The 16,151-nt window shown below is 74.2% G+C and carries 14 protein-coding genes and 1 pseudogene; 6 read left to right on the forward strand and 9 right to left on the reverse strand.

Annotated elements, in window-relative coordinates; genetic code table 11:
- Positions 1-109: 109 nt before the first annotated feature.
- The 9 genes from AB0C78_RS49170 to AB0C78_RS49210 form a co-directional block, all read right to left on the reverse strand.
- Positions 110-1,510 carry an aldehyde dehydrogenase (NADP(+)) gene (locus AB0C78_RS49170; RefSeq protein WP_360762263.1) on the reverse strand — a complete coding sequence of 467 codons (1,401 nt, stop codon included), beginning with the start codon at positions 1,508-1,510 and terminating at the stop codon, positions 110-112.
- Positions 1,507-3,009: an amino acid permease gene (locus AB0C78_RS49175; RefSeq protein ID WP_360762265.1), complete on the reverse strand. Its 1,503-nt coding sequence runs from the start codon at positions 3,007-3,009 to the stop codon at positions 1,507-1,509. Before AB0C78_RS49175 ends, AB0C78_RS49170 begins: the two co-directional genes overlap by 4 nt.
- A 128-nt stretch (positions 3,010-3,137) precedes the next feature.
- A complete protein-coding gene (locus tag AB0C78_RS49180; protein WP_360762268.1) occupies positions 3,138-4,139 on the reverse strand; it encodes a proline racemase family protein in 1,002 nt (333 codons plus the stop codon).
- On the reverse strand, positions 4,139-5,068 hold the full coding sequence (locus tag AB0C78_RS49185) for a dihydrodipicolinate synthase family protein (protein WP_360762271.1): 930 nt from the start codon (positions 5,066-5,068) through the stop codon (positions 4,139-4,141). The genes AB0C78_RS49180 and AB0C78_RS49185 overlap by 1 nt, the downstream gene beginning before the upstream one ends.
- The gene (locus AB0C78_RS49190) at positions 5,065-6,507 is read right to left on the reverse strand and encodes an FAD/NAD(P)-binding oxidoreductase (RefSeq protein ID WP_360762274.1); all 1,443 of its coding nucleotides are present in this window, start codon (positions 6,505-6,507) and stop codon (positions 5,065-5,067) included. The genes AB0C78_RS49185 and AB0C78_RS49190 overlap by 4 nt, the downstream gene beginning before the upstream one ends.
- Positions 6,504-6,818, reverse strand: coding sequence for a (2Fe-2S)-binding protein (locus AB0C78_RS49195; RefSeq protein WP_360762277.1), 315 nt, complete (start codon positions 6,816-6,818; stop codon positions 6,504-6,506). The genes AB0C78_RS49190 and AB0C78_RS49195 overlap by 4 nt, the downstream gene beginning before the upstream one ends.
- The gene (locus tag AB0C78_RS49200; protein WP_360762280.1) at positions 6,815-7,975 is read right to left on the reverse strand and encodes an FAD-binding oxidoreductase; all 1,161 of its coding nucleotides are present in this window, start codon (positions 7,973-7,975) and stop codon (positions 6,815-6,817) included. The genes AB0C78_RS49195 and AB0C78_RS49200 overlap by 4 nt, the downstream gene beginning before the upstream one ends.
- A gap of 105 nt (positions 7,976-8,080) precedes the next feature.
- Positions 8,081-8,692: a helix-turn-helix domain-containing protein gene (locus tag AB0C78_RS49205; protein ID WP_225992466.1), complete on the reverse strand. Its 612-nt coding sequence runs from the start codon at positions 8,690-8,692 to the stop codon at positions 8,081-8,083.
- A 119-nt stretch (positions 8,693-8,811) separates the two neighbouring features.
- A complete protein-coding gene (locus tag AB0C78_RS49210; protein ID WP_360762283.1) occupies positions 8,812-9,789 on the reverse strand; it encodes an ornithine cyclodeaminase family protein in 978 nt (325 codons plus the stop codon).
- 157 nt (positions 9,790-9,946) lie between these two features.
- Here AB0C78_RS49210 and AB0C78_RS49215 point away from each other — a divergent pair, with 157 nt between their 5' ends.
- The 6 genes and pseudogenes from AB0C78_RS49215 to AB0C78_RS49240 all read left to right on the forward strand — a co-directional run.
- On the forward strand, positions 9,947-11,146 hold the full coding sequence (locus AB0C78_RS49215) for a branched-chain amino acid ABC transporter substrate-binding protein (protein ID WP_360762286.1): 1,200 nt from the start codon (positions 9,947-9,949) through the stop codon (positions 11,144-11,146).
- A 10-nt stretch (positions 11,147-11,156) separates the two neighbouring features.
- Positions 11,157-12,056: a branched-chain amino acid ABC transporter permease gene (locus AB0C78_RS49220; protein ID WP_360762289.1), complete on the forward strand. Its 900-nt coding sequence runs from the start codon at positions 11,157-11,159 to the stop codon at positions 12,054-12,056.
- On the forward strand, positions 12,053-13,813 hold the full coding sequence (locus AB0C78_RS49225) for a branched-chain amino acid ABC transporter ATP-binding protein/permease (protein WP_360762292.1): 1,761 nt from the start codon (positions 12,053-12,055) through the stop codon (positions 13,811-13,813). The genes AB0C78_RS49220 and AB0C78_RS49225 overlap by 4 nt, the downstream gene beginning before the upstream one ends.
- Before the next feature lie 2 nt (positions 13,814-13,815).
- Entirely contained in the window at positions 13,816-14,544 is a 729-nt protein-coding gene (locus AB0C78_RS49230) for an ABC transporter ATP-binding protein (RefSeq protein WP_360762296.1), read from the forward strand.
- Between the two features lie 188 nt (positions 14,545-14,732).
- A complete protein-coding gene (locus AB0C78_RS49235) occupies positions 14,733-15,758 on the forward strand; it encodes a LacI family DNA-binding transcriptional regulator (RefSeq protein WP_151598071.1) in 1,026 nt (341 codons plus the stop codon).
- A pseudogene (locus AB0C78_RS49240) lies at positions 15,755-16,151 on the forward strand (deoxyribose-phosphate aldolase); the annotation flags it as partial. The gene AB0C78_RS49235 and the pseudogene AB0C78_RS49240, both read left to right, overlap by 4 nt.

Raw genomic sequence — 16,151 nt, forward strand, 5'->3', positions numbered from 1 at the left:
CGCCGGGCCGGCGCCGAGGGCCCGGGGGGGGGGGCCGCGGCCGCGCCGGGGCCGCCCGGCGCGGGGGCCCCCCCCCACCGCGGGGCGGCGCCCCCCGCGGCGGTTCCGCCTAGTGGACGGTCTGCGGGACCTTCCACGGGTTGTCGTCGCGCAGGGGCGGCGGCAGCAGGTCCTGCGGCCAGCCCTGGAACGCGACGGGCCGCAGGAACCGCTCGATCGCGGCCGTGCCGACCGATGTGGTGGCCGGCGCGGTCGTCGCCGGGTACGGGCCGCCGTGCTCCATCGCGTAGCTGACGGCGACGCCGGTGGGCCACTGGTTCCACAGCACGCGCCCGCTGCGGTCCGCGAGCACGCCGGTGAGCGCGGCGAGGTCGCCGGTCTCGTCCGGTTCGGCGTGCAGCGACGTGGTGAGCTGCCCGGGCAGGGCGGCGACGGCGTCCGCGACGTCGGCGAGGTCGTCGTAGGTGACGACGAGGCCGAGCGGGCCGAAGCACTCCTGACCGGCGGCGTCGGCGTCGGCGCGGAACGCCTCCAGGTCCATGGTCAGCAGGCGCGGGGCGGTGGACGTCCCGTCCTCGGGCCACACGACGCGGCGGACGCCGGGGCGGCCGCCGAGCGCGTCGGACACCGCGAGGAAGCCGGACTCGATGCGGTCGTTCAGCATCGGCGCGGGGCCGACGCCGCGCAGCCGCTCGGCGATCTCGTCCACCAGGGCGGCCGGCGCGAACAGCAGGCCGGGGTTGGTGCAGAACTGGCCGGCGCCGAGGGTGAGGGACGCGGCGTAGCCCTGCGCGATCTCGTCGGCCCGCGTCTCGGCGGCGCGCGGCGTCACCACGGTCGGGTTGACGCTGCCGAGCTCGCCGAAGAACGGGATCGGGGTGGGCCGCTCCGCCGCGATCTTGGCGAGGGCGAGGCCGCCCTTCTCCGAGCCGGTGAACGCGGCGGCGGCGATGCCGGGGTGGCGGAGCGCCTCGACGCCCTCCGCCTCGCCCTCGATCAGGCCGAACACGCCGTCCGGCAGCCCGGCGCCGGCGATGACCTCGGCGGTGCGGCGCGACAGCCGGGGGTGGCCCGGGTGCGCCTTGACGACGACGGGGCAGCCGGCGGCGAGCGCGGAGGCGGTGTCGCCGCCCGCGACGCTGAACGCGAACGGGAAGTTGCTCGCGGCGAACACCAGCACGGGGCCGACGGCCGTCCGGTAGCGGCGCAGGTCGGGCCGGGGGCCGCTCGGCCACTTCGGGTCGGGGCGGTCGATGCGGGCGTCGTAGAACGCGCCCTCCCGGACCTGGTCGGCGAACAGCCTGAGCTGGAACGTGGTGCGGGTGAGCTCGCCGTTCAGCCGGGTCTCGCCGAGGTGGCTCTCCTCGTCGGCGAGGGCGACCAGCTCGGCGCGGGCGGCCTCCAGGGCGTCCGCGATCGCGGTCAGGCCCTCGGCGCGCTCCTGCGGCGGTGCCGCGGCCCATCCGGCCGCGGCGGACACGGCGGCGGCGACGGCCTGGTCCGGTGTCATGAGGTGCTCCCTTCGTCCCCGGCGCGCGGGGTGGTGCGGACGGTCCCCGGTCGTCCCCGATTCTCCACCGAGTTCCGGTACCCGTAGAACGCGTAGACGATCAGGCCGAGCAGCATCCACACCACGAACCGGACCCAGGTGACCCAGTCGAGGTTGGCGATCAGCCAGATCGAGAAGCCGATCCCGACCAGCGGCACCAGCGGCACCCAGGGGGTGCGGAACGAGCGCGGCAGGTCGGGCCGGGTCCTGCGCATCACCATGATCGCGACGGCGACCACGATGAACGCCATCAGGATGCCGATGTTGGTGAGGTCGGCGGCCTCCTTGATCGGCAGGAACCCGGCGATGACCGCCGAGCCGATCCCGACGAGCCAGATCACCCGGTTCGGGACCTGCCGCCGCGGGTGGTTCTTGGCGAAGTAGGCGGGCAGCAGCCCGTCCCGGCTCATCGAGAACCAGACGCGGGTGACGGCGAGCATGTTCGCCAGCGCGGAGGTGGTGATGCCGATGACGGCGCCGACCGCGACGACGGTGCCGAGGCCGGCGAGGCCGACGGAGGCGAGAGCGCTGGAGAACGGGCTCTTGACGTCGATGTGCCGGTAGTCCTGCATGCCCAGCAGCACGATGCAGACGAGCAGGTAGATGACCGCGGCGATGGCGAGCGAGATGACGATCGCCTTCGGCAGCACCTTCTTGGCCTCGGCGCTCTCCTCCGCCGCCGCGCTCATCGCGTCGTAGCCGTACACGGCGAAGAACGTGGTGGCGGCGCCGGAGATCGCGCCGCCGATACCGAACGGCAGGAACGGACTGAAGTTGCCGCCGGAGACGTGGAACGCTCCCGCGATCACGACGAGGGCGACGATGCCGAGCTTGACGACGACGAGGATCGTCTCGAACCGCGCCGACTCCTTCGTCCCGCGCGACAGCACGAACGCCAGCAGCAGGCACAGCAGCGCCGCGAACAGGTCGATCTTGTGGCCGGAGCCGGTGCCGGGCGCGCCGAGCGCCCAGTGCGGGATGTCCAGGCCGACCTGGTCGAGGATGTAGGACAGGTAGCCGGAGATCGCGATGGCGACGACCGCGACGATCGCGGTGTACTCCAGCAGCAGGTCCCAGCCGATCGCCCAGCCGATCGCCTCGCCGAGCGCGGCGTAGGAGTAGGTGTAGGCGGACCCGGCCTTCGGGATGAGGCCGGCGAACTCGGCGTAGCAGAGCGCGGCGGCGCTGCTCGCGACGATCGCGATGAGGAACGAGATCATCACGCCGGGCCCGGCGTCGTCGTGCGCGACGACGCCGGCGAGCGAGAACACGCCCGCGCCGACGAGCCCGCCGAGGCTGAGCGCGACGAGCTGCCACAGGCCCATGGTGCGGCGCAGGCCGCCGGCGGTCTCCTCCTCGGACGAGTCGACCGGCTTCAGGCGGAAGATCCCCGCTCGGGTGAACAGCCCGCGCGCGGCCGGATCGGCCGACGGGGGCGTTTTTGGCATGGCTTGGGACATGACGGTCCCTCCCGGATGGGTCAGGAAATACCAAGGGGTGGGTCATGCGGCGGCCGGCGCGGTGCGGCCGGCCGCCGTGAAGAGCCCGGACGGGGCCGCTGGCCCCGGAACCGGAAAGGCCGATCGGCCTAGAGGACGAAGCCCTCGGGGAAGGGATCGGCGGGGTCGAGCAGGTAGGTGGCGTTGCCGGTGATCCAGGCGCGGCCGGTGAACTCGGGGATCACCGCGGGGAGCCCGCCGGCCTCGGCGGTGCCGACGAGCCGGCCGGTGAACCGGGTGCCGATGAACGACTCGTTCACGAACTCGGTGTGCAGCGGCAGCTCGCCGCGCGCGTGCAGCTGCGCCATCCGCGCGGACGTGCCGGTGCCGCAGGGCGAGCGGTCGAACCAGCCGGGGTGAATCGCCATCGCGTTGCGCGAGCGCTTCGCGTCCGAGCCGGGCGCGAGGAACTGGACGTGCTTGCAGCCTCCGATCAGCGGGTCGCCGGGGTGCACGGGGCGGTCGGTCTCGTTGATCGCCGCCATGATCGCGAGCCCGGCCTTGAGGATGTCGTCCTTGCGGGCCCGGTCGAACGGCAGCCCGAGCCGCTCCAGCTCGGTGATCGCGTAGAAGTTGCCGCCGTACGCCATGTCGTAGCGGACCTCGCCGAGGCCCGGCACGTCGACGACGGCGTCCTGACGCAGCGCGAACGCGGGGACGTTGCGGAGCGTGACGTTCTCGGCGACGCCGTCGCGGACGGCGACGCGGGCCTCGACGAGCCCGGCCGGGGTGTCCAGCCGGACGATCGTCTCCGGCTCGGTCACCTCGACCATCCCGGTCTCGACCAGCACGGTCGCGACGCCGATGGTGCCGTGCCCGCACATCGGCAGGAACCCGCTGACCTCGATGTACACCACGCCCCAGTCGGCGTCCGGCCGGGTCGGCGGCTGGAGCAGCGCGCCGCTCATCGCGGGGTGGCCGCGCGGCTCGTCCACCAGGAACCGGCGCAGCCCGTCGAGGTGCTCGACGGCGTACCGGCGGCGCTCGGCCATCGTCGCGCCCGGGATGGGCGCGACGCCGCCGGTGACGACGCGGGTCGGCATGCCCTCGGTGTGCGAGTCGACCGCGGTGATCGACCGGGCCGAGCGCATCAGGCGGCCTGCCGCTGCGCGAGGGCGTCGATGGCGCGGGCCATGTCGGCGGTGACGCCGGCGCGGTGCTCGTCGGTCAGCGGGCCGCGCGGCGGGCGGCACGGGCCGCCGTACCGGCCGACCTGCTCCATGCCGAGCTTGATCGCCTGGACGAACTCGGTGCGCGAGTCCCAGCGGAACGCGGCGACGAGCGGCTCGTACAGGGCGCGGGCCTCCTCCAGCTTGCCGGTGGTGGCGAGCTCGTACAGCAGCGCGGACTCGGCGGGGAACACGTTCGGGAAGCCGGCGAACCAGCCGGTGGCGCCCATCAGCAGCGCTTCGAGGGTGACGTCGTCGGCGCCGGCGACGACCTCCAGGCCGGGCGCCCTCTCCTTGATCTCCAGGACGCGGCGGACGTCGCCGGAGAACTCCTTGACCGCCACGATGCCGTCGATCTGCGCGATCTCGGCGAGCAGGTCGGGGGTGAGGTCGACCTTGGTGTCGATCGGGTTGTTGTAGACCATGACGGGCAGCCCGACGGACGCGACGGCCTCATAATGGGCGATGACCTCGCCGCGGTTGGCGCGGTACATCGTCGGCGGCAGGCACAGCACGCCGTGCGCGCCGTCCTCGGCGGCGAGCTCGGCCCAGTGCTTGGCCTGGTGGGAGCCGGGGCCGTGCACGCCGACCACGACGACGCCGTCCTTGCCGACGGCCTCGATCGCGGTGCGGGCGACGCGGCGGCGCTCCTCGTCGGTCAGCGACGAGTACTCGCCGAGCGAGCCGTTCGGGCCGACGCCGCGGCAGCCGTTGTCGACGAGCCAGCGGCAGTGCTCGGCGTACTTGTCGTAGTCGACGGCGAGCCCGGCGGGAGCGGTGGCGTCCTCGTAGTAGGGCAGCGCCGTCGCAACGATGACGCCGCCGAGGCTCAGGAGCTTGGTGTCGCTCATCGGGCGCTCTCTTTCTGGTCGGGGTTCGGTGTGTTCTCGGTGGGGGGACTTGCGAGCTCGCCGAGCCTGATGGGCTGGGCGATGGGACGGTGGTGGGGGTTCGCCCCAGGCACCTTGCCGGAAAGCAGTTCGGCGACCGTGGGGCCGCAGACGCGGGCCTGGCACGGTCCGAGCCCGGCGCGGGTGCCGAGCTTGACCGCGCGGGCGGACCCGCTCGCCTCGTCGCCGACCGCACGGCGCAGGGAGCCGTAGGTGGTCTCCTCGCAGCGGCAGACGACGGTCTCGTCGCGCAGCCAGCCGGGCCAGGCCGCGCCGATCGGGTGCGCGGCGGCGAGCCGGGCGGCGAACGCGCGGGCCTGGTCGCGGCGGCGGCGCAGCGCGGCGGCCTCGCGGGCGCCGGGGTCTCCTCCCCCGGCGATCCAGCCGGCGAGCAGGCCCTCGGTGCGGGCGGCGGGCGCCCCGCCGATGCCGGTGATCTCGCCGGCCGCGTACACGCCGGGCGCGGTGGTGCGCTGGTCGGCGTCCACCTCGGTGAACGCGCCGCCGGGCGTGCGGGCCAGCGCGCAGCCCGCCGCCACGGGCAGTTCGAGCTGCGGGCTGAACCCGTGCGTGACGCACAGCGCGTCGACCGGGACGGTGCGCTCGGTGCCGGGGACGACCGACCAGTCGGGACGCAGCCGCGCCGTGACCGCCTCTTCGACGCGCCCGTCGCCCCGGGCCTCGATCACGGCGCGGCCCGTCCGGTACGGGACGCGGTGCCGGGCCAGCAGCCCCGCGTACTCGGCGAGCTCCCCGGCCTTGCCGGCCTGCGACGCCAGCTCCCAGGGGCGGCGGCTCCAGCCGCGCGCGACGGTCGCGGCGGGGTTGGCCTCCAGCACCTCCAGGACGGTGGCGCCCGCCTCGATCAGCGACGCGGCGACCGGGAGAAGGAACGGTCCAGAACCGGCGATCAGGACGGGGTCGCCGACGACGAGGCGCTCCCCCTTGGCGAGCGCCTGCGCGGCACCGGCGGTGTAGACGCCGGGCAGTTCCCACCCGGGGAACGGCAGGACGCGGTCGTGGGCGCCGGGCGCGAGGACCAGCGCGTCCGGACGCAGGACGCGGCGCTCGCGTCCTGCCGCGTCGGCCTCGCCGCGCAACACGTGGACGAGCGGGGCTCCCTCGTCGGGCCGTTCGAGCGACCAGACGGTGCTCTCCGGCCACCAGTCGCAGCGAGGATGCCCGAGGACGTGGTCACGCAGCCGCTCGAAGCCGCGCCAGCCGTGGTGCAGGCGCCCCGGGTTCACGGCGGCGAACGCGTCGGGCAGCATCCGGTGGTACTGGCCGCCGGGGTGCTCGGACGCGTCGATCAGCGTCACGTCCGCACCGGCGCGCAGCGCGCCCGCCGCGGCACCGAGACCGGCGGGTCCGGCGCCGACGACCACGACATGGCGGCTCATCGGGCGTCCTCGCCACGCGACTGGGTGGCGACGGCGTCGCCGTCGTGAGCGCGGCGGCGGCAGGCCCGCACGTCGCGGACGCCGTTGACGGTGACGAGGCAGTCAAAGCAGGCGCCGATCCCGCAGAACACGCCGCGCGGGGCGCCCGACGGACCGGACCGCCATGTGCGGCGCCCGGAGGCGAGCAGCACGCCCGCGATCGTCTGACCGGCGACGCCGTCGACGGGCTCGCCGTCCACGGTGATCCGCAGCGGGATGTCGGGGCGGCGCCCGGCCGCGTCCCTGGCCGCGGGCACGAGTCTCGCGCTCACAGGTTCTCTCCTTCGGACTGGACGGCGGGCCGGTCCGCGCGGAACGGCGCGGCGTCGATCGCGGGCTCGCGGCCGAGCATCAGGTCGCGCAGGACGGCGGCGGTCCCGGCGGACAGCCCGATCCCGGCGCCCTCGTGGCCGGTGGCGTGCCAGAGGCCGTCCAGCTCCGGGTCGGGGCCGATGACGGGCAGGTGGTCGGGGACGAACGGGCGGAACCCGCCGTAGGCGCGGATCACGGGCACGCCGGCCAGCATCGGGAACAGCCGCAGCGCCTTGGCGGCGATGACCGACAGCACCTCGGGGCGGAGCCGGTCGTCGAACCCGACGCGGCGGCGCGAGGAGCCGAGCAGGATCGTGCCGCCGCGGGTGGCCTCGACGACCGCGGACGCCTGGAGGTCCTCGGCGGCGCTGCCGACGGCGCCGACGTAGTCGGCGTCGTAGACCTTGTGGAAGACGGTCGGCGGCATCGGCGCGGTCACCAGCACCTCGCCGCGCCGGGGCCGGACGTCCAGCCGGACGCCGAGCCTCTTCGCGACCTCCCCGGACCAGGGCCCGGCGGCGTTGACGACCGCGTCGCCCTCGATCGTCCCGGTGGACGTGCGGACGCCGGTGATCCGCCCGCCGCGGCGGACGGCGCCGAGCACCTCGCAGCCGGTGCGCAGCTCGGCTCCGGCACGCACGGCGGCGGCCAGCAGCGCGGTCGCGGCGCCCGCCGGCTGCACCTGCGCGTCCTCGGGGTAGCGGACGGCCATCGCGACGTCGCGGGTGAGGTGGGGTTCGGCGGCGGCGAGCGCGGCGGCGTCCATCTCGTCGGCGGTCACCCCGGCCTTCCGCTGGCCCTCGGCGAACTCGGCGAGCGCGCCGGCGCCCTCGGGCGTCGTGGCGACGACGATGCCGCCCTTGGAGTCCCATTCGGCGGCTGCGGCGTTCGGGTCGCCGTCCAGGATCGCGGGCCACAGCTCGCGGGACAGCCTCGCCAGCTCCAGCTCGGGGCCGGGCCCCTTGTCGGAGACCAGGACGTTGCCCTCGCCGTGCGCGGTGGTGCCCGCCGCGGGGCCGGACCGGTCGACGACCGTGACCGCGCATCCCGCGAGGGCCAGCTCGCGGGCGCAGGCCGCACCGACCATCCCGGCCCCCAGCACCACGACCCGCGCCATCGACCCTCCCGCCGTCACCGTCACATCCAGGGCGTTCGTTAAACCGAACGACCCCGAGAGTATGTCGGCGCGCCGCGCGCTGTCAACGCGCGGATGAGAGCGGCGTCACGGCGTCTCGACCAGGTGCGGCGGCTCCGCCGGAGTCGAGTGAAGCCGCTGGTCAGAGCGGTACTGGAGGAGCAGCACGGAGCGGACGGGCCCGGCGAGCGCGGTGTAGGCGTGCGGCAGCCGGGCATCGAAGCTCACGTAGTCGCCGGGCCCGAGTTCGACCTCCCGGTCGTCCACCCGAACGCCCAGCCGGCCCGCCTGCACGATGGTGTGCTCGGTGCCGACATGGCCGAGCGAGTCCTGCCGGGAGTCGGCCCTGACCTGCTGGTCGTACACCTCGAAGATCGCTCCGCCGGACTCGATGCCGCGCAGCGGCCGCAGGTCGACGCCCTCGCCGCGCAGCACCTCGACGTCCGCGCCGCGCACCACCGTCAGCCCGGACGGCTCCTGGTGGTCCAGCAGGTCGGAGATCGGCACCTCCAGGGCGCGCGACAGGCTGAACACCGTCTCGATGGTCGGGTTGCCGGCACCCGCCTCCAGCTGCGACAGCGTCGCCTTGCCGATCTTGGACCGGCGGGACAGCTCCGACAGCGACAGCCCGAGCTCCAGCCGCGCGCGGCGCAGGTTGCCCGCCAGCACGTCCCGCACCGAATCGCCCGGACCGCCCACGTGCCCGCCCCCTTCGCTCGCGGGACCCCGCCCGCTCGCCATCCTTGCGTTCGCTTTAACGAACACGTAGTTTACCGACGGCGCCGCGTGCCGGGCGGATCGGCCCGCTGCCCGGCCCACTACAGGGCGACGAGCCTGCCCACCCCGGCGGCGCGGGCGCGGTCCACGATGACGGCCGCGGCGGCGGTGTCCTGCACGCCCAGGCCGACGCTGTTGTAGAAGACCACGTCGCCGGCCGCCTCACGGCCGGGGGCGAGCCCGGCGACGATCGGGCCGAGCGGCCGGATCCGGTCCTCGCCCAGCCGGCCGTCGCGCAGGCCCGCGACGATCGGGCCCGCCTGCAGCCGGGCGGTGTCCACGTCGTCGACGACGACGGCCGCCGCGCGGTCGATGAGCGCGCCGTCGACCTCGCAGCGGTCCGGCGCGAACGAGCCGACGCTCAGCACCGTGCAGCCCGGTCCGACCCATTCGCCGAGGACGACCGGCTCCGCGCTGGTCGTGGCGGTGACGACGACGTCCGCGCCCGCGACGGCCGCGCGGACGTCCCCGGTCCCCTCGACCGGGAGCTCCAGCTCCGCGGCCAGCTCGGCTGCGGCGCCGCACGTCCCGGCGTTGCGGCAGGCCACGGTCACCCGCTCGATCGGCCGGACCCGCGTCAGCGCCCGCACGTGCGCGCGGCCCTGCACGCCGCAACCGACCACGGCGAGCCGCGACGCGCCCGGTACCGCGAGGTGGTCGGCGGCGACCGCGCTCGCCGCCGACGTCCGCAGCGTCGTGACCGCCTCGCCCTCGATGATCGCGACGGGCCGCCCGTCCTCCAGGTCCTGCACGGTGACCAGCGCCGCGACGGTCGGCAGGCCGCGCGCGGCGTTGCCCGGCGTGACGCTGCCGAACTTCGCGACCGCGCCGGTCCCGGGAAGCCGCGACACGTAACTGAACGCGACGGCGCCGTCCGGCCCGTCCAGCAGGACCCGCGGCGCGAGCCGCGCCTCCCCCGTGCCGAGCGCCGCGAACGCGGCGCGCTGCGACTCGATCGCGGCCGGCAGGTCGAACACCGTGCGCACGTCGGCGGCGGACAGCAGCAGGACGTCGGCCATGCGCCGATCCTCGCGAGCCGCTCCCCGCGCTGTCGAGGCCGGGAGGGCAAGCGGTGCTTACCGATCACGACATGAGATCGCATGCTTCGTCGTCTCGACGGCCGTCCGTCGACGGATCACGCTTTTGCCAACCCGCCTGACGAGCGAGGGAGCACCGATGACGGCCACGAAACCACGGCGCCGCGGAGCGCGAAAGCACGGGCTCACGGCGGCCGGCGCCGGGCTGCTGCTGATCCCGCTCGCCGCCGGCTGCGGATCGGGCGGCTCCGGCGGCTCCGGCGACATCAAGATCGGCGTGCCGGCCCCGCTGAGCGGCGACTCCGCCTCCGCCGGCCAGGACATCCTCGCGGCCGCGAAGGTCGCCGCCGACGAGGTCAACAAGGCCGGCGGGGTGAAGGGCAAGAAGATCAAGATCGTCCAGGCGGACGACCAGTGCAGCGCGCAGCAGGGCGCTCAGGCCGCGCAGAAGCTGCTCAACAGCGGCGTCATCGCCGTCGCGGGCGGCTACTGCTCGGGCGCCGCGGTGCCCGCGATCCCGATCTACGGGCGGCGCAGCGTCCCGTTCGTCATGGACGCCTCCACGAACCCGTCGCTCACCGACAGCGGCAAGGGCAAGGTGTTCCGGACCTGCGGGCGCGACGACAACCAGGGCCTGGTCGCCGCGAAGTTCATGACCGGGCCGCTCGGCGCGAGGCGGATCGCGCTGCTGCACGACAACACCACCTACGCCAAGGGCCTCGCGGACGCGGCGGCGAACTCGGTGAAGCAGGCCGGCGGGCAGGTCGTCTACGAGGACGCGCTGCAGCCGGGCCAGTCCGACTACAGCCCCGTCCTGACGAAGGTCGCCTCGACGAAACCGGACGTGCTGTACTTCACTGGCTACTACGCCGAGGCGGGGCTGCTGATGAAGCAGCGCAAGCAGCTCGGCCTGAGGTTCACGCTGATGGGCGGGGACGCCACGACCGACGCGACCGTCCTGAAGACGGCCGGATCGGCGGCGGACGGCTACATCGCCACGACCGCGCCGCTCGCGAAGGACCTCCCGGCGGCGTCGGGGTTCGTGTCGGCCTACAAGGCGAAGAACGGCGCCGACCCCGGGCCGTTCTCCGTCTACGAGTACGACGCGGTGAAGGTCCTCGCGAAGGTCATCGGGCAGACCGGGACGAAGGGCGCCGACATCATCAAGGGCCTGCACGGCGTCAAGGACTTCCCCGGCATCACCGGCCCGATCACGTTCGACGCGAAGGGCGACCGGACCGACCCGCTGTACATCACCGTCCACGTGCAGAACGGCGCGTTCACCGCCTACAAGAAGCTCGACAAGAGCGGCGCCTGGGTGGACGCCAAGGCCTCGTGAGCGCGGCGGCATGAGCGAGTTCGTCCAGTACCTGGTGAACGGCCTGACCATCGGGGCGTTCCTGGCGCTGATCGCGCTCGGCTACTCGATGATCTACGGCGTGGTGCGGCTGATCAACTTCGCGCACGGCGACGTGTTCATGATCGGGGCGTTCGCCGGCTACGGGGTGCTGACCACGCTCGGCGTGACCGGCGGGATGGCGTGGCCCGCCGTGCTCGCCGCGGTGGTGGCGGGCGCGCTCGCCACCGGCCTGGTCGGCACCGGGATCGCCCGCGCCGCCTACGTCCCGCTGCTGTCCTCGCCGCGGCTCGCGCTGCTGATCTCCGCGATCGGCGTGTCGCTGGCGCTGGAGGAGGGCGTGAAGGACCTGACGCACGCCCGGTTCAAGTCGTATCCGGGGGTGCTGGACGGCGGCCGGATCTTCAGCGGGACCGTCCGCGTCACCTGGGGCCAGCTCGCGCTGGTGCTGCTGTCGGTGGCGCTGATGGCGGGGCTGTGGCTGTTCGTCACCCGGACCGTCACCGGGACGGCGATGCGGGCGCTGGCGATGGACCGGGACGCGGCGCGGCTGCAGGGCATCAACGTGGAGCGGCTCATCCTCGTCACGTTCTTCGTCGGCTCCCTGCTCGCGGGCGCCGCCGGCGTCATGTACGGGCTGTACTACGTGCAGATCAGCTTCGGGATGGGGTTCCTGATCGGGCTTCGCGCGTTCACCGCCGCGGTGCTCGGCGGCATCGGGAACCTGCCGGGGACGATGGTCGCGGGCGTGTGCATCGGGCTCGTCCAGTCGTTCGCCGCCGGGTACGTCTCGTCCCGCTGGACCGATGTGATCATCTTCGGGCTGCTGATCGCGGTGCTGGCGCTGCGGCCGACCGGGCTGTTCGGCGAGCGCGTCGTGGAGCGCGCATGAGGGCCCCGAACGCGCCGGCCCGCGACCTGGCGCTCCGGCACGGCGGCTGGCCGCTGCTGATCGTGCTCGCGCTGGCCGGCGGGCAGGTGATGGACGACTACCAGGTCACCGTCGCCGGGACGATCCTGATCTACGCGATCCTCGGGCTCGGCATCAACATCGTCGTCGGCTACGCCGGGCTGCTCGACCTCGGGTTCGCGGCGTTCTTCGCGATCGGCGCGTACACGTCCGGGCTGCTGATGGTGAAGTGGCACTGGAACTTCTGGCTGACGCTGCCGGCCGCGGTGCTCGCCGCGGCCGCCGCCGGCGTCGTGATCGGCTATCCGACGCTGCGGCTGCGCAGCGACTACCTCGCGATCGTCACGCTCGGCTTCGGCGAGATCATCCGGATCACGGTGGTGAACCTGGACGTCACCGGCGGGCCGAACGGGCTGACCGGGATCCCGCCGGTGTCGGTCGGCGGCACGGAGATCGTCACGCCCACCGGCTTCTTCTACCTGGCACTGGCGTTCTTCGTTGTCGTGCTGGTCTTGACCGGCCTGCTGGCGCGGTCGCGGCTGGCGTACGCGTGGCGGGCGATCCGGTCCGACGACACCGCCGCGGAGGCGGTCGGCGTCCCGTCGCGGCGGGTGAAGCTGCTCGCCTACGTCCTCGGCGCCGCCGTCGGCGCGGTCGCCGGCCCGCTGAACGCGGCGCAGCTCGGCACCATCGACCCGTCCAGCTTCACGTTCCTGACCTCGCTGATGATCCTGCTCGTGGTGATCATCGGCGGGATGGGCAGCCGGCCGGGGGTGATGGTCGGCGCGGTCGTCATCGTCGCGCTGCCCGAGGTGCTGCGGACCGTGCAGGAGTACCGGGGGCTGTTCTTCGCGCTGCTGCTCATCGTCATCGTGATCCTGCGGCCGCAGGGCGTGTGGCCGGCCCGGCCGCGCCGGTTCCGGCTGCCCGCGCGGGCGCCGGCCGAGGCGCGGCCCGCCCCGCCCGGCGCGGGAACGCTGCTGGAGGTGGACGGGCTGTCCCGCGAGTTCGGCGGCGTCACGGCCGTCGCGGACCTGCGGCTGCGCGCCGCCGCCGGGCAGGTGGTGAGCGTGATCGGCCCGAACGGGGCGGGCAAGACCACCGCGTTCAACTGCATCACCGGGCTGATCCCGCCGTCGGCGGGCACCGTCGCGCTCGCCGGCCGGCGGGTGCGCGGGCTGTCCCCGCACCGGGTCGCCGCCGCCGGGCTGGCCCGCACGTTCCAGAGCATCCGGCTGTTCGACGAGATGACCGTCGCCGAGAACGTGCTGATCGGCCGGTTCGCCCGCGACCGGGCGCTGCTGCGGCCGCCGCGCCGCGCCGACCTGGACGCCGTCCGCCGCTGCCTCGACTTCGTCGGGCTGGCCGGCGCGGCGGACCGGCCCGCCGGGGGCCTGCCCTACGGCGACCGGCGCCGGCTCGAGATCGCGCGGGCGCTCGCCGCCGAGCCGCGGGTGCTGCTGCTGGACGAGCCCGCCGCGGGCGCCAACCCGACCGAGAAGCGCGCGCTGATGGAGCTGATCGCGCGGATCAGCGGGCTCGGCACCGCCGTCGTGCTGATCGAGCACGACGTCGCGCTCGTCATGTCGATCTCCGACCGGGTCACCGTGCTGGAGCACGGCCGGGCGATCGCGGAGGGCCCGCCCGCCGAGATCCAGACGGACCCCCGGGTGATCGCCGCGTACCTCGGCGTGCCCGACGACCCGGAGACCGACCTCGTCACGGAGGTGCTGGGGTGACCCTGCTGCGGGTGACGGACCTGCACAGCCGCTACGGGCAGGTCGAGGCGCTGGCCGGGATCTCCTTCGAGGTCGCCGAGGGCGAGATCGTCGCACTGCTCGGCAGCAACGGCGCCGGCAAGACGACGACGCTGCGCACCGTCACCGGGCTGCACCGGGCCCGGTCGGGGCGGGTCGAGTTCGACGGCCGCGACATCACCCGGCTGGACGCGCACCGGGTCGTCGCGGCGGGGTTCGGGCACGTCCCGGAGGGCCGCCGGGTGTTCCCCGCGCTGACGGTCGCGGAGAACCTGCTGCTCGGCGGCTACCTCCGGCGCCGCGACCGGGCCGCGGTGACCGCCCGCCGCGAGGAGGTCTACGCGATGTTCCCGCGCCTCGGCGAGCGGCGCGGGCAGCTCGCCGGGCTGCTGTCCGGCGGCGAGCAGCAGATGCTCGCCATCGGCCGCGCGCTGATGCTGCGCCCCCGCCTGCTCGCCCTCGACGAGCCGACGATGGGGCTCGCACCGCGCACGGCGCAGCAGGTGCTGCAGGTCGTCCGCGACATCAGGGACCAGGGCGCGACCGTCCTGATCGTCGAGCAGAACGCGCACCAGACGCTCCGCCTCGCCGACCGCGCCTACGTGCTCGAGACGGGCCGCATCGTGCTGGACGGCCCGGCCGCGGACCTCGCGCGCGACGACCGCGTCAAGGCCGCCTACCTCGGCGGCGACCCCGTCATCGAGACCGGCTGATCAGCGCCGCGGCCTACTGAAACCGATTTCTGTTCTTCGTCGCGGCCGCGCGTTCTCCGCTGCCCGGATGGCGTAGATCCGCAGGTCGCGCACCTTTTCGCACCTCGCCCCTTGACATCGTCGACGCTCTTGCTGCAATCATTCTCTGACAACGGTTTCAGTGATCTGGGCAACAGACGGGAGTCGACGTGGCGACCATCCACGACGTGGCGGCGCGGGCCGGGGTCTCCCCCGCCACCGTCTCGCGGTTCCTGCGGGGGCAGCGGGTCAGGTCGGCGGACGCCATCCGGGCCGCCGTGGATGAGCTGGGCTTCGCGCCGAACATCGCGGCGCAGTCGCTGAAGTCGGGACGCACCCGCACCATCGGCGTCGTCGTCCCCGACATCACCAACCCGTACTTCGCCGCCGTCGTGAAGGGCATGGAGTCCGTCAGCCGCGACCGCGGCTACCGGCTGCTGCTCGCCAACAGCGACGAGAGCGGCGCCCGCGAGGCCGACCTGCTCGCCGACATGGCCCGCCAGGTCGACGGCATCATCCTCGCCCCGGCCACCGAGCACGAGCAGACCCCGCTGCAACTGCGCGACAGCGGGCTCCCGGTCGTGTTCATCGACCGGGACCTCGCCGACGGGGAGAGCTTCGACGCCGTCCTCGTCGACAACCGCGCGGGCGGCCGGCAGGCCGCCGAGCACCTCCTCGCCCTCGGCCACACCCGCATCGCGATGATCAGCGGCGGCCAGGAGTCCACGCCGGGCCGGTACCGGCGGGACGGCTTCCTGGAGGCCGTGTCCGCCGCCGGCGTCGAGATCCCGCCGGAGCTCGACCTCATCGGCGACTTCCGCGAGGAGCGCGCCTACCAGCTCACCCTGTCGCTGCTGTCGCTCGCCGAACCACCGACGGCGATCTTCACCGCGAACAACCTCACCACGCTGGGCGCGCTCAAGGCGCTGCACGACATGCGGGTGGACGTCCCCGGGCAGATCAGCCTCATCGGCTTCGACGACCTGGACACCGGGCCGCTGCTGCGGCCCCCGCTGACCGTCGTCGACCGCCCGATGACCGAGCAGGGCGTCCTCGCCATGCGGCTGCTGCTGCACCGCTTCGACGACAGCCAGACCCGCGACCTCCCCCGCCGCATCGTCATGGACATAAAGATCATCGAGCGGGCCTCGACCGCCCCGCCCCGGACCCCCAGGAAGGCGGGCAGGACCCGATGACCACGACCGAGTTGCACGGATTCCTGCGCGGTCTGCCGGGTGTGGACCAGGTCGGGGCGGAGGAGCGGGCGGCGCGGCTCGCGTCCCGGTCGATCAAGACGTCGGCGAAGGCCGAGGCGATCGATCTGGCCATCTCGATGGTGGATTTGACCACTTTGGAGGGTGCGGACACCGCCGGGAAGGTGCGGGCGCTGTGCGCCAAGGCCGTCCACCCCGATCCGTCTGATCCTTCGGTGCCGAAGGTCGCGGCGGTGTGCGTGTATCCCGACATGGTGGAGACGGCTGTGGCGGCGTTGGCGGGGTCGGGGGTCGGGGTGGCGTCGGTGGCGACGGCGTTCCCGTCGGGGCGGGCGCCGTTGGAGGCCAAGCTCGCCGACACCCGCGCGGCCGTAC

The organism is Actinomadura sp. NPDC048394 (assembly GCF_040651755.1).
Taxonomy (GTDB): Bacteria; Actinomycetota; Actinomycetes; order Streptosporangiales; family Streptosporangiaceae; genus Spirillospora; species Spirillospora montaniterrae.